Source organism: Butyricicoccus sp. AM78-15b2TA (assembly GCF_027665985.1).
In the GTDB taxonomy this organism is placed as follows: Bacteria; Bacillota; Clostridia; order Oscillospirales; family Butyricicoccaceae; genus Agathobaculum; species Agathobaculum butyriciproducens.
The window spans coordinates 88,879-101,292 of sequence record NZ_JAQEHY010000012.1 but is presented as its reverse complement, the minus strand read 5'-3'; the positions used below and the strand labels follow the sequence as shown (position 1 = coordinate 101,292).

At 57.4% G+C, this 12,414-nt stretch carries 11 protein-coding genes and 3 tRNA genes; 13 read left to right on the top strand and 1 reads right to left on the bottom strand.

Going from position 1 to position 12,414, the window contains the following annotated elements:
* From PGS25_RS11510 to prfA, 4 genes are all read left to right on the top strand, one after another.
* The coding region (locus PGS25_RS11510) for an HAD family hydrolase (RefSeq protein ID WP_330426319.1) at positions 1-709 on the top strand (709 nt) is incomplete at its 5' end.
* Positions 710-868: 159 nt separating this feature from the next.
* Positions 869-2,797, top strand: coding sequence for a ribosomal protection-like ABC-F family protein (gene abc-f / locus PGS25_RS11505; RefSeq protein ID WP_195386964.1), 1,929 nt, complete (start codon positions 869-871; stop codon positions 2,795-2,797).
* Positions 2,794-3,549 (top strand): YdcF family protein, encoded by a 756-nt coding sequence (locus PGS25_RS11500; RefSeq protein WP_270418773.1) that lies wholly within the window; start codon positions 2,794-2,796, stop codon positions 3,547-3,549. Before abc-f ends, PGS25_RS11500 begins: the two co-directional genes overlap by 4 nt.
* A gap of 49 nt (positions 3,550-3,598) precedes the next feature.
* On the top strand, positions 3,599-4,663 hold the full coding sequence (gene prfA / locus PGS25_RS11495) for a peptide chain release factor 1 (RefSeq protein ID WP_118286051.1): 1,065 nt from the start codon (positions 3,599-3,601) through the stop codon (positions 4,661-4,663).
* Between the two features lie 167 nt (positions 4,664-4,830).
* Here the strand turns inward: prfA and PGS25_RS11490 are convergent, their stop codons facing one another.
* Positions 4,831-5,223, bottom strand: coding sequence for an HIRAN domain-containing protein (locus tag PGS25_RS11490; RefSeq protein ID WP_118481051.1), 393 nt, complete (start codon positions 5,221-5,223; stop codon positions 4,831-4,833).
* 111 nt (positions 5,224-5,334) lie between these two features.
* On the opposite strand from PGS25_RS11490, the gene PGS25_RS11485 reads away from it, so the two are divergent.
* The 9 genes from PGS25_RS11485 to PGS25_RS11445 all read left to right on the top strand — a co-directional run bounded on the left by PGS25_RS11485 (position 5,335) and on the right by PGS25_RS11445 (position 12,288).
* Positions 5,335-5,772 carry an outer membrane protein assembly factor BamE gene (locus tag PGS25_RS11485; RefSeq protein WP_147356935.1) on the top strand — a complete coding sequence of 146 codons (438 nt, stop codon included), beginning with the start codon at positions 5,335-5,337 and terminating at the stop codon, positions 5,770-5,772.
* Between the two features lie 24 nt (positions 5,773-5,796).
* A complete protein-coding gene (locus PGS25_RS11480) occupies positions 5,797-6,822 on the top strand; it encodes an L-threonylcarbamoyladenylate synthase (protein WP_270418770.1) in 1,026 nt (341 codons plus the stop codon).
* Between the two features lie 803 nt (positions 6,823-7,625).
* Entirely contained in the window at positions 7,626-8,210 is a 585-nt protein-coding gene (gene coaE, locus PGS25_RS11475; protein ID WP_270418768.1) for a dephospho-CoA kinase, read from the top strand.
* A 26-nt stretch (positions 8,211-8,236) separates the two neighbouring features.
* On the top strand, positions 8,237-9,631 hold the full coding sequence (locus PGS25_RS11470) for an aminopeptidase (RefSeq protein WP_270418767.1): 1,395 nt from the start codon (positions 8,237-8,239) through the stop codon (positions 9,629-9,631).
* 24 nt (positions 9,632-9,655) lie between these two features.
* Complete coding sequence (locus PGS25_RS11465; RefSeq protein ID WP_270418766.1) at positions 9,656-10,921, top strand: dihydroorotase; 1,266 nt, start codon at positions 9,656-9,658, stop codon at positions 10,919-10,921.
* Positions 10,922-11,086: 165 nt separating this feature from the next.
* Positions 11,087-11,162, top strand: a tRNA-Asn gene (locus tag PGS25_RS11460).
* Between the two features lie 6 nt (positions 11,163-11,168).
* Positions 11,169-11,244: transfer RNA gene (locus PGS25_RS11455), tRNA-Trp, on the top strand.
* Positions 11,245-11,246: 2 nt separating this feature from the next.
* Positions 11,247-11,322: transfer RNA gene (locus PGS25_RS11450), tRNA-Thr, on the top strand.
* Positions 11,323-11,385: 63 nt separating this feature from the next.
* Positions 11,386-12,288, top strand: a complete 903-nt coding sequence (locus tag PGS25_RS11445; protein WP_270418765.1) for a DMT family transporter — start codon at positions 11,386-11,388, stop codon at positions 12,286-12,288.
* Positions 12,289-12,414 lie beyond the last annotated feature (126 nt).

Below are 12,414 nucleotides of genomic sequence, written 5' to 3'. Positions count from 1 at the left end.
ACGCCTACATCTAAGCAGCAACGAAAGTTGCTGCTTTTTCTATACTACTGAGAGGAAAACGCCGATGTATCAGTATATTTTATTTGATTTAGACGGTACGCTCACCGATTCCCGCGAGGGCATCACCAAATCGGTGCAGTATGCGCTGGATAAAATGGGCATCCACGAGCCGGAGCTCAAGCCGCTGGAGCGCTTTATCGGTCCGCCGCTGTACGACGAATTCCGCCGCAGCTACGGCTTCGATGACGCCGAGGCAAAGCAGGCAATCGAGTTCTACCGTGAGCGATTCGGCGTGATCGGTTGGAAGGAGAACATGCTCTACAACGGAATTCCGGAGTTGCTGAAGACCCTGACGGACGCCGGAAAGACTCTGTCTACCGCATCGTCCAAACCGGCGTTTTTCATTGATAAAATCGTCAAATACTTTGATATTGCGCAGTATTTCACCGTGGTTTCCGGTGCAACGCTGGATGGCACAATCGGCACAAAGGCACAGGTCACACAGCAGGCGCTTGACCGTTTGCAGGTGCAGGATCTGTCACAGGCTGTACTGGTCGGTGACCGCCTGCACGATGTGGAAGGTGCGAAGCAATGCGGTATTGACTGCATCGGCGTGACGTTCGGCTTTGGCGGCCGAGAGGAGCTGGAGGATGCAGGCGCGAAGCATGTAGTCGACCGCGCGGAGGAACTGCTGCCGCTGCTGCTCTGAATTTCCATAAAAAGCTGTCTTTTGAGACAGCTTTTTTGCGTTTTCGGGCAGAGAAAACCGCGCAAAAATCTGCAAATTATGCAGGTTTTCTCTCCTATTATGGGGCACATTGTGCTATAATATAAACTGAATAAAAGTGCATTGAAAGGAGTTCTCTCCGTGGCAGATATTACCGTACAAAACCTGACCAAATATTATGGCGACCGCCTGATCCTGAAGGACATTTCCTTCGACATTCAGCCGGGCGAAAAGGTTGCTATTTTAGGCGCAAACGGCGCCGGAAAGACCACTTTACTCAATATTTTGACCGGCAGACTGTCGTATGACGGCGGACACGTTGCGTTCGGACAGGGACGAACCGCAGGTGTCATTGATCAGATGCCGGATTTTCCGCCGGAATCGACCGTGGAGGACATTCTCCGTCTGGCGTTCAAGGAGTCCGACGAAGTTGCGGCAGCAATGGACGCGCTGACCGACGAAATGACGCGCAAGCCGGATGACGCATCGCTGCTCAAGCGCTACGCGCAGCTGGAAACGCGGTTGGAAATCCTCGGCGGCTACAACCGCGATTACGAGATCAACCGCGTGTGCAACGGTCTCGAAATCGCGCAGGAAATGCGTTCGCAGAAGTTTGACCTGCTCTCCGGCGGCGAAAAAACGCGCATTAACCTCGCCCGCATCATTCTCGAGCAGACCGATGTGCTGCTGCTCGATGAGCCGACCAACCACCTCGACATGGACGCTGTGGACTGGCTGGGCAATTACCTCGAGAATTACCGCGGCACCGTGCTCATTATCTCGCATGACCGCTGGTTTATCGACCAGTGCTGCGACCGCGTGATTGAAATCCACGATTGCACCTGCGATTTCTACAACGGCAACTACTCGTATTATGCAGTTGAGCGTGAGCGCCGCCGTGAGGAGCAGCTCAAGCACCACGAGCACGAGCTGGCAGAGAAAAAGCGTCTGGAGGCGACTGCGCGTTCCATGCACGAGCACGGCACCGAGCATCTGGCAAAGCGTGCCGCGTCCATCGAGAAGCGCATTGCGCGTATGAAGGTCACTGACCGGCCCAAGACCGACAAAAAAATGACCGTCACGTTTGGCGACCCGAACTACGAGACTGAGGAAGTGCTCAAGGTTCGTGATATTACAAAGAGTTATGACGGACGAGAAATATTGCATAACGTATCGTTCAACATCCGCAACCGTGAGCGCGTCGCGCTGCTTGGTGCAAACGGCGCCGGAAAGACCACCATGCTGAAAATCCTGCTTGGCGAGGAAGTGCCGGATGGCGGTGTAATCCGCAAGGGCGTTGGACTCAAGCCGGCGTACCTGCCGCAGCAGGTGTATTTTGCCAATCCGCACCGCAACCTCATCGACACGCTCATCTACGACAAGAACGTGTCCATGCAGGTGGCGCGAAACCGGCTCGGTTCGTTCCAGTTTACCGGTGAAACCCAACTGAAAACCGTGGATATGCTGTCCGGCGGTGAGAAAAGCCGTTTGCGCCTGTGTGAACTGATGTACGATCCGCTCAATCTGCTCATCCTCGATGAGCCGACCAACCACCTTGATCTTGCATCCCGCGAGTGGATTGAGGAGGCGGTTGAGGCGTTCGACGGCACGCTGCTGTTTGTTTCGCATGACCGCTACTTCGTCGAGCGCTTTGCAACCCGCGTGCTGTATCTCGAAAACGGTCACCTGACCGATTTTATCGGCTCGTACAGCGCGTTCCTTGACTGGCGAGCCAAGGGCGGCGGCGCACTGCCGGAAGCGGCTCCTGCACCGGCGCCCAAGAAGAAAAAGGCCGCTGTGCCGACGCTGGACGATGTGCCCAAGCCGCCTGAGAAGCCAAAGCGCACCGGCGGCACCAAGAATCTGCAGAAGCTGCTGAACACGCTCGAGCGCGAGATTTCGCAGCTGGAAACCCAGTCGTCCGACCTCGAACAGCAGATGGTGGACGCGGCATCGGATTCCGGCAAGCTGCTCGAGCTGATGACCGAAAAGGAAGCCTGCGATGAAAAACTCGCCGCAAAAATGGACGAATGGGAAGCCGTTGCGGCCGAGCTGGAGGAACTGCAATGAAAGAAAAAAGGGTATGGATAGGGCTTGCGGTGCTGTTTGCCATCATCGGCGCGCCGCAGCTGTTCTGGAAGCCGTCGCGGTTCGGCGGTATTTTCCTGTTAGCGCTTGCCATCGGCTGTATGGGGGAATGGCTGATGCTTTGCGGACGCGAAAAGCATAAGGCGTGCCGCATTTTGTCGCGCGTGGGACGCGTACTGTTTGCATTGTTCGTGCTGTCGTTTGCGGCGGTGCAGGTGTTTGTGATCGGCATAGCATTCGACGAGGATGACCCGTCAGCTGCGCCGCAGGCGGATTACTATCTGGTGCTGGGTGCGCTCGTCAATCCGAACGGGCAGCCGTCGGCGGCTCTGGCGGCACGATGCGATACGGCAATTGCAGTGCTGAACGTCAATCCGGGCAGTCAGGCCATTCTGTGCGGCGGTCAGGGCGGCGATGAGCCGTGCACCGAAGCTGCAGCCATGCAGGATTACATGATCGCGCACGGTGCAGACGCAGAACGGCTGATCCTGGAGGACAAGTCGAGCACGACCATCCAGAATATCGCCAACGCAAAAAAGCTGCTGCCCGAGGGCGCAGCGGTTGCCGTAATTACAAATGATTATCATCTTGCCCGTGCACGCCGCCTGCTGGCGCATGCCGGTCTGGGTGACGCAGGCGTTCCTGCGAAAACGCCGTATCCGGGGCAGTGGATGGCGGTAAGGTGCCGCGAATACTGCTCCATCATGGGCTTGATATTCACCGGACGCTGGTAAACGCAATTTTGATGAATTTTCCGTGCTTCACACGATTTGGAGATAGAATATGTTTGAAAAACTGAAAGTCTTAGCGGCGCGGCTGGACGAGCTGGAAATGCGGCTTTCTGCGCCGGATTTATACGACGACCCCGACCGGGCGGCCAAGCTGCTGCGCGAGCGCAACGAGCTCGAGCCGATCGTCACCGCGTTCCGCGAATACGAGCAGGCACAGCGCACACTCGCGGACGCGACCGAAATGCTGTCCGACCCGGACATGAAGGAGCTGGCGCAGGAGGAGCTGCAGCAGGCGAAAAGCGACATTGCCCGCCTGGAGGACGAACTGAAAATCCTGCTGCTGCCCAAGGACCCGAACGACGAGAAGAATATCTACGTTGAGATTCGCGGCGGTGCAGGCGGCGAGGAAAGCGCGCTGTTTGCCGCTGACCTCTACCGCATGTACACGATGTACGCCGACAAGCGCGGCTGGCAGACCGAGGTCATGAACAAATCCGAGACCGAGCTGGGCGGCTACAAGGAGATCGTGTTCCGCGTGGCAGGCGATAAGGTGTACTCGCGGCTCAAGTTCGAGAGCGGCGTACACCGCGTGCAGCGTGTGCCCGAGACCGAAAGTCAGGGCCGTGTGCACACCTCGACAACCACCGTGGCTGTCCTTCCCGAAGCGGAGGAACTCGACTTCTATATCGACCCGAAGGATTTACGCATCGACACGTTCCGCGCCTCCGGCGCGGGAGGTCAGCACATTAACAAGACCTCGTCCGCCATCCGCGTGACGCATATCCCGACCAACACGGTCGTCGAGTGTCAGGACGAGCGCAGCCAGCACAAAAACAAGGACAAGGCGCTGTCTGTTCTGCGTTCGCGGCTGTACGAGGCCGAGGTGGAAAAACAGCGTGCGGCCATCGCCGCCGACCGAAAAAGCCAGGTCGGCACTGGCGACCGCTCGGAGCGCATCCGCACCTACAATTTCCCGGAGAATCGCGTGTCCGATCACCGCATTAAGCTGACCATCTACAAGCTGGATCAGTTCCTGAACGGCGATATGGACGAGATTTTAGACGCGCTCATCGCGGCTGACACAGCGGAAAAGCTGAAGGAGCAGAGCGAAATGTAACCTTGGGGCAACACCGCACAATTAAAGCTGCGGTGCTTTGCGGAAATTTTGTGTCCTGACTTTGTTGCAGTTTCACGGTAATACATCGAGTATTACCGCAAAACTGTGCCTCGCCAGTACGCAAAATTTACTCGCAAATCACTCTTGTTCAATTATGCGGTATTGCCTTAGAACTGGATTTCGTCATCCTCATCGTCCCAATCGTCCCACTTGTCCTCGGTCTGGCTCTCCAACTCAGCATTCAGATCGGACATATCACCGAACTCTACGCGGCATATAATTTTCGTGCAGGTGGTGAACAGCACGCGGACGTAAAACCGCTTGGGCACGCGCTCATAAATGCGCGATGCGCTTTCCGTGCCGCCGGCCTTGGTCTGCGGGCTGTTGGCAATGTAGCCGACCTTGCCGATGTACGGCAGAAACGCGCGGATGGCATCGCTGTCGTACGGATTGCTCGGCTCCTTGGCACAGCGGATGAGATTGCCGATCTGGAACGGCTCACGTCCGTAATAGTGCTGAAAACCGGTGATCGTGACGAAAATGTTCTTGTTCTTTGCCATGCGAAGCACTCCTTTCTTTTATAATTGGAGTATAGCATGGTGAATGTCCGATAAACCTCTCTTTGGTGGGAAACAAGGGTCACAGACCCTTATAATAAAAGGAGGATTTTCATGTTAAGAAGTGGTGTGATTTTACTTGTTCTGGGAATCGCCGTGTTTCTTGCGGCGAGCGTACAGCTGTTTCGGGGCAGGACGAAGAAGGTACACTGGTGCATATCGTGCGTGCTAGCGATGCTGCTTGTGGGAAACGGCATCTGGAACGCAAACCGTTATTTTGACCTCGGTATCGGCGTGCCAAAGACGTTTTCTGCGGAAAACTGGGCGAAAACCGCACCGGCACAGCGGCATTTCATGGTCAGCGACCTGCAGAACAGCACCGAACTTGTCGGCATGAGCGCGGCTGCGGTGCGCGAGCTGCTCGGCACGCCGGACTATACAGACACCGATACCTGCCTTTCATACCTCATTGCACAGCCGTTTGATGAGGTAACGCTCGACCTGACACTGGAAAACGGCATCGTCACCAAAGTGGAAGAAAAAGACCATTGATATCATAAATGGAAGTGTAAACTGATGAAAACAACTCTTTTGACATCGGAAACCGACGAAAACGCGGTAAAAACCGCCGCAGAACTCATTCGAGCGGGCGAGGTCGTCGGCATGCCGACCGAAACCGTGTACGGCCTTGCGGCGAATGCGCTGAACGGCGAGGCGGTAAAGAAAATTTTTCTGGCGAAAGGCCGTCCGCAGGATAACCCGCTGATCGTCCACATCGCGGACTTTGACCGGATTTACGACCTGTGTCCGGCGGTTCCGCCGCAGGCAAAGCAGCTTGCCGAGGCGTTCTGGCCGGGTCCGCTGACCATGATCGTGCCCAAGGGCGACTGCATTCCGGACGAGGTTTCGTGCGGACTGGACACAGTGGGCATCCGCCTGCCGTCGCACCCGATGGCGCGTGCGCTGATTCGGGAGAGCGGCGTACCACTGGCGGCTCCGTCCGCGAATACGTCCGGCAGACCGTCCACGACCACGGCGGCGCACGTCATGCATGATATGGACGGCAAGATTGCGGCTGTATTGGACGGCGGCGCGTGCGGCGTCGGCGTGGAGAGCACGGTAATCACACTCGCGCTCGAGCGTCCGCGTCTGCTGCGCCCGGGCGGCATCACGCTCGAACAGCTGCGCTCGGTGCTCGGTGAGGTGGATGTTGACCGCGCGCTGTACGAGAAGATCGGGGATGACGTGAAGGTGTCGGCGCCCGGCATGAAATACCGGCATTACGCGCCGAAAGCGCCTGTAACGGTCGTGCGCGGCAACCCGCAGGACACGGCGAAGTACATCGCGGAGCGTATCGGTGACGCAACCGGTGTGCTGTGCTTTGATGAGTACAAGGATATGTTCCCGAACTGCATTGTGGAGTGCTTCGGCTCGAGGGACGATCTCGGTGCACAGGCGCGCGAGGTATTCGACCGCCTGCGGGCGTTCGATGATACCAGCGTAACGCAGATTTGGGCGCAGTGCCCATCGGATGAAGGACTCGGTCTTGCGGTGGCGAACCGCATCAAGAAAGCGTCGGGATTCTCGGTGATTGAGATTTGATTTTCCGGTGCAGACCGGAGGGAGTTTCGCTTGCGAAGCGAAGGGAACGGCGGCGGTTTCGCCGCGGACATTGCGCTGACGCCGCGCGGGCGCACAAGAGGGTAGACAACCTGCGGTTTTCCACCCTCTTGTGAATCCCCCCTTTTCCCTGAGAGGGCACGGTGAAATTTGCAGAGCTGAGACTATAAGGGAACGGCAGAGGATTTTTTCTACCGTAGGGGAGCACAGTGTGCTCCCATGTCGAGACTTATTCGCAGTGTCAGATAAATTACTGCTACACAGGTCGGCTACTCTCCGCAGAGTGCGGCATAACAGTGCCGCACAACTCGTAAGTCTGGATATTACATCCAGCACCTGCGAAGATAAATTGTACCGAATGTCTAAATTCGCAGGTGCCGTCTGTTACAACGTGCTAAAAATTTGTGCGGCACTGCTATCCCCCAGGGGACCCTCTCTTGCCCTTCGGGCAATTCACCTTGTGTCGCACCTGCGTAGAGTAAACCGTATGTGTAGCAGTACGCTGTCTGTGAACTGCGAATATTTTACGAAATAAACGCAACGGTAACCCGACTGCCGTACCCCTTTTCGGAGCGGTCGCCGCTCTCTGGTCTGCGCCAGACTAAGAAATAAAAGGAAACTGGAGTCCCAAGAGGATAGAAACCTTGGTGTCTATCCTTTTGGACCTCCCGGCCGTCCGGACGGCTCCCATTCCCAGTTCTGCGGGCGCAGAAAACCCAATTGCAAGCTAACAATAATAACCGATTCGATCCCACGCATAGAATCCCAATGAGGAAGTGAAACTAATGAAAATCATCGGCTTGACCGGCGGCAGCGGCACCGGCAAAGGCACGGTTGCCGCGCGTATGCGCGCTCTCGGCGCGGGCTGGGTGGACGCGGACGCGGTGTACCGCACGCTCTGCGCGGAGAACCGCGAAATGCTGTCCGCGCTCGATACCGCCTTCGGCGGCGTAACCGACGCGAACGGCGTACTTGACCGTCCGAAACTCGCGAAAATCGTGTTTTCCGACCCCGCAAAGCTGCAAACGCTCAACGAAATCACCACTCCGTATATCCGCAGGGCGTCTCTCGACGCGATTCACGCACAGAGCGAGTGCCCGGTCGTGCTGTACGATGCACCGACTCTGTTTGAAGCCGGTGCGGACGACTTCTGCGACAAAATCGTCGCTGTGCTCGCGCCGCACGACACGCGCGTTGCCCGTATCATCGAGCGGGACGGTCTGTCCGATGAAGCCGCACGCGCCCGCATCGACGCGCAGCCGAACGACGCGTTTTACCGCGAAAAATGCGATTTTATCATCGAAAACAACGGCGATCTCGATGCACTCTATCGGGACACCGATGCTTTATACAGTCAACTCATTAAGTGATTCGGATTAAAAAAGGAGAATGCAACATGACTTCCGAACAGCTTTTTTACGACAAAAAGACCGGCTTTGACCGTCTGACCGACGAGGACAAGCAGGGCATTCAGGCCTACGCCGAGGGTTACAAAAAATTCCTCGACGAGAGCAAAACCGAGCGTGACGCCGTGCTGGAAATCGCCCGCATGGCTGAGAGCAAGGGCTTCCGTGCATGGACGCGCGATGACACGCTTCGTCCGGGTGACAAGATTTACCGCATCAACCGCCACAAGGGCATTATGCTGGCTGTTATCGGCAATCAGAGTCTGGCCGAGGGCGTACGTCTGACTGCTGCTCACCTCGATGCACCGCGCGTTGACATCCGCACCGTGCCGCTGTACGAGGACAACGGCATGGCGTTCTTCAAGACCCACTACTACGGCGGCATCAAGAAGTATCAGTGGACCGCAATTCCGCTCGAGCTGCGCGGCGTTGTCTGCGTCTGCGAGAACGGCGAGGTCAAGCGCGTACAGGTGCGCGTAGGCGACAAGCCGACCGACCCGAAGTTCGTTATCACCGACCTGCTGCCGCACCTTGCCACCGAGCAGATGACCCGCAAGGCGACCGAGGTGATCAAGGGCGAGGGTCTGAACATCCTCATCGGCTCAGTTCCGAGCGAAACCGTGGACGAAAAGTGCAGCGAGAAGATCAAACTCGCCATTATGGAGCACCTTAACCGCGAGTACGGCATGACCGAGGCGGATTTCCTGTCTGCAGAGCTGTGCTGCGTTCCGGCGTTCAATGCCTGCGATATCGGTTTTGACCGCTCGTTTGTCGGCGCGTACGGCCACGACGACCGCGTTTGCTCCTATCCGGCAGCAACCTCTCTGTTCGACCTGACCGAGACTCCGGCGCATACCGGCGTCTGCCTGCTGGTGGACAAGGAGGAGATCGGCTCGGACGGCGTGACCGGCATGCAGTCCCGCGCGTTCGACACCTTTATGGCCGACCTCTGCCGCGCACAGGATGTGCTGCTCGACGAGTGCTTCGAGAACTCGGTCTGCCTATCTGCCGACGTTTGCAACGCCTTTGACCCCAACTATCCGGAGGTCTCCGAGAAGCGCAACGATGCGCGCGCAAACTGCGGCTTCGCGCTCGTCAAGTACACGGGCGCACGCGGCAAGTCCGGCACCTCGGATGCAACCGCTGAGCTGATGGCGCGTATCCGCTGCATCTTTGACAAGGCGGGTGTTATCTGGCAGACCGGTCAGCTTGGCAAGGTTGACCAGGGCGGCGGCGGCACGGTTGCCATGTACCTCGCAAACCGCAACATTGACACCGTAGACGCAGGCGTTCCGGTGCTCTCCATGCACGCACCGTTCGAGTGCATTGCCAAGCTGGATCTGTATATGGCATACAAGGGCTTTGGTGCGTTCTACCGCGATTAAACGAGATAAAACGGAGGTTTTACCATGCTGTTGATTCAAAACGGACGGGTTCTCGACCCGTATACGCAGATGGATGCGCTACGTGATGTGCTGATCGGTGACGACGGCGTTATCGCGCAGGTGGCTGAGCACATCGACGCGCCCGCGGGCTGCACGGTGTATGACGCGAGCGGGCTGACCGTCTCTCCCGGCTTTGTGGACGGACACGTTCACTTCCGCGATCCCGGTCAGACACAGAAGGAGGACGTGCTGACCGGTGCGGCGGCGGCAGCCGCAGGCGGCTACGCCACGGTAATCTGCATGGCGAACACCGTGCCGACCTGCGACACACCCGAGATCATCCGCTACGTTACCGACAAGGCGAAGGACTGTCCGGTGCAGGTTTTGCAGGCAGGCTCGGTCACTAAGGGCCTGAAAGGGCAGGAGCTGACCGACTTTGACGCACTGCTCGAAGCGGGTGCGCCGTGCCTGACCGACGACGGCATCAACCTGACGAGTGCGGCGCTGTGCCGCACCGCCATGGCGGAAGCCGCCAAGCGCGGCACGCTGCTCTCCTTCCACGAGGAGGAACCGTCGCTCGTGCCGTCCCCGGGTGTGAACTACGGCTCGGCGGCCGCCAAGCATTTCGGCGTACCGGGCGCGATGGCGAGCGCGGAATCTGCAATGATCGGCCGTGACATTGCGCTGGCGCTCGATACCGGTGCGCGCGTGCTGTTCCAGCACGTTTCGTCCGCGCAGTCGGTCGCGCTCATTCGAGCGGGCAAGGCGCTGGGCGCACACATTTACGCCGAGGTCACGCCGCATCATCTGTCGCTGACCGAGGATGATGTGCCGGCACATGGCACTTATGCGCGCATGAATCCGCCGCTCCGCAAGGAGGCTGACCGTCAGGCGCTGATTGGGGCTCTGGTGGACGGCACCATCGACATGGTGGCAACCGACCATGCACCGCACACCGCGGAGGAGAAGGCCCGTGAGTTCGCAAAGGCGCCGTCTGGCATCACCGGCTTGGAAACCGCGTTCTCGGTGTGCAATACTTACCTCGTTCAGACCGGCAAGCTCACGCCGATGCAGCTTGTTGACCGCATGAGCAAGACTCCTGCCGAGATTTACGGTCTGACCGACCGTGCTGTGCAGGCAGGCAATTTTGCCCGTCTGGTGCTGCTGGATTGGGATACTGAGAAGGTATACGAAACGTATAAATCCAAGGGAATCAACACGCCGTATACCGGTAAAAAACTCACCGGTTCGCCGAAGGCGATCGTTACCGGCACGAAAGTTACCGAATAAAGCCTAAAAGGGACCCGAGAGGGTCCCTTTTTGACATTCTGCGCGGAAGCAAAAAACTTGCGAAAAAATTTTGCAAAACCTATTGACAAATAAGCTGTATCCGCGCTATAATATACAAGCTGATTGCGATAAACCATCCAAACAGCGTGTACCAGCATTTTATATTCCTCAATAGCTCAGTTGGTAGAGCATGCGGCTGTTAACCGCAGGGTCGTTGGTTCGAGTCCAACTTGAGGAGCCACTTTATAGGGGTATAGCTCAGCTGGTAGAGCATCGGTCTCCAAAACCGAGTGCCGTGGGTTCGATCCCTACTGCCCCTGCCAATGCTGCTATAGCTCAGTCGGTAGAGTGCATCCTTGGTAAGGATGAGGTCACCAGTTCAAATCTGGTTAGCAGCTCCATGAAGAACCGCTTTTAGGCGGTTCTTTTTTTATGAAATTTTTCAAATAAGGGAGAAAACAGGTATGAAGCTGCGAAACTCTTTGTTTCTGCTGCTGACGGCCACGATTTGGGGTGTGGCCTTTGTGGCGCAGAGCGTCGGCATGCAGTATGTCGGCCCGTTCACCTTTGTGTTCGCGCGCAACGTCATCGGCGGACTGGTCCTGCTGCCGGTCATCGCGGTGTTGGGCAAAAGCGGCGGCCCGCATCCGAAGCAAGCGCCCGAGGAGCACCGCAAAGCCCGCAAAACGCTCGTTATCGGCGGTATGTGCTGCGGCACGGCGCTGTGCGCGGGCAGCATCACCCAGCAGTTCGCGCTGCTGTATACGCCAGTCGGCAAGGCCGGATTCCTCACCGCGTGCTACATCCTGATCGTGCCGCTGCTCGGCCTGCTGTTCGGCCGCAGATGCGGTGTGAAGCATTGGTGCGGCGTTGCGCTGGCAATGGCCGGGCTGTACTTCCTGTGCATGACGGGCGGCAGCTTCGGCTTCGCGATGGGCGACCTCATCGGTCTGTCGTGTGCGCTGCTGTTCTCCATCCATATCACAGTCATCGACCATTTTTCACCGATGGTGGACGGCGTGAAGATGTCCTGCATCCAGTTTTTCTTCTGTGCGATCTTATCGGGCATCGGTATGTTGATCTTCGAGCAGCCGAGCTTCGCGAACATCCTTGCCGCGTGGAAGCCGATTCTGTACGCAGGCGCGATGTCGTCCGGCGTGGGCTATACCCTGCAGATTGTCGGTCAGAAGGGCATGAACCCGGCGGTAGCATCGCTTATCATGAGTCTGGAGTCGGTTATCTCGGTTATCGCAGGCTGGCTTATTCTCGGTCAGGCGCTGTCCGGCCGAGAGATTTTCGGCTGTGTGCTGATGTTTGGCGCTATCGTGCTGGCACAGCTGCCGGAACGGAAAAAACAGAGCGTATAATGCAAAAGACAGACGGAGAGACGGTTATTTACCGTCTCTGAGGCTGTCGAAAAACTAACGTTTTCCGAGCAGCCTCTCGCTCGAAACCACGCTTTCGAGCGAATCTCGAAGAAAAACCGCGTCCTG

Bases quoted from the DNA above. Each gene is read 5' to 3' on its own strand.
- PGS25_RS11500 (WP_270418773.1), top strand. From the start codon at position 2,794: ATGAAAGAAAAAAGGGTATGGATAGGGCTTGCGGTGCTGTTTGCCATC.
- PGS25_RS11465 (WP_270418766.1), top strand. From the start codon at position 9,656: ATGCTGTTGATTCAAAACGGACGGGTTCTCGACCCGTATACGCAGATG.
- PGS25_RS11490 (WP_118481051.1), bottom strand. From the start codon at position 5,223: ATGGCAAAGAACAAGAACATTTTCGTCACGATCACCGGTTTTCAGCAC.
- prfA (WP_118286051.1), top strand. From the start codon at position 3,599: ATGTTTGAAAAACTGAAAGTCTTAGCGGCGCGGCTGGACGAGCTGGAA.
- PGS25_RS11470 (WP_270418767.1), top strand. From the start codon at position 8,237: ATGACTTCCGAACAGCTTTTTTACGACAAAAAGACCGGCTTTGACCGT.
- PGS25_RS11480 (WP_270418770.1), top strand. From the start codon at position 5,797: ATGAAAACAACTCTTTTGACATCGGAAACCGACGAAAACGCGGTAAAA.
- PGS25_RS11485 (WP_147356935.1), top strand. From the start codon at position 5,335: ATGTTAAGAAGTGGTGTGATTTTACTTGTTCTGGGAATCGCCGTGTTT.
- coaE (WP_270418768.1), top strand. From the start codon at position 7,626: ATGAAAATCATCGGCTTGACCGGCGGCAGCGGCACCGGCAAAGGCACG.
- PGS25_RS11445 (WP_270418765.1), top strand. From the start codon at position 11,386: ATGAAGCTGCGAAACTCTTTGTTTCTGCTGCTGACGGCCACGATTTGG.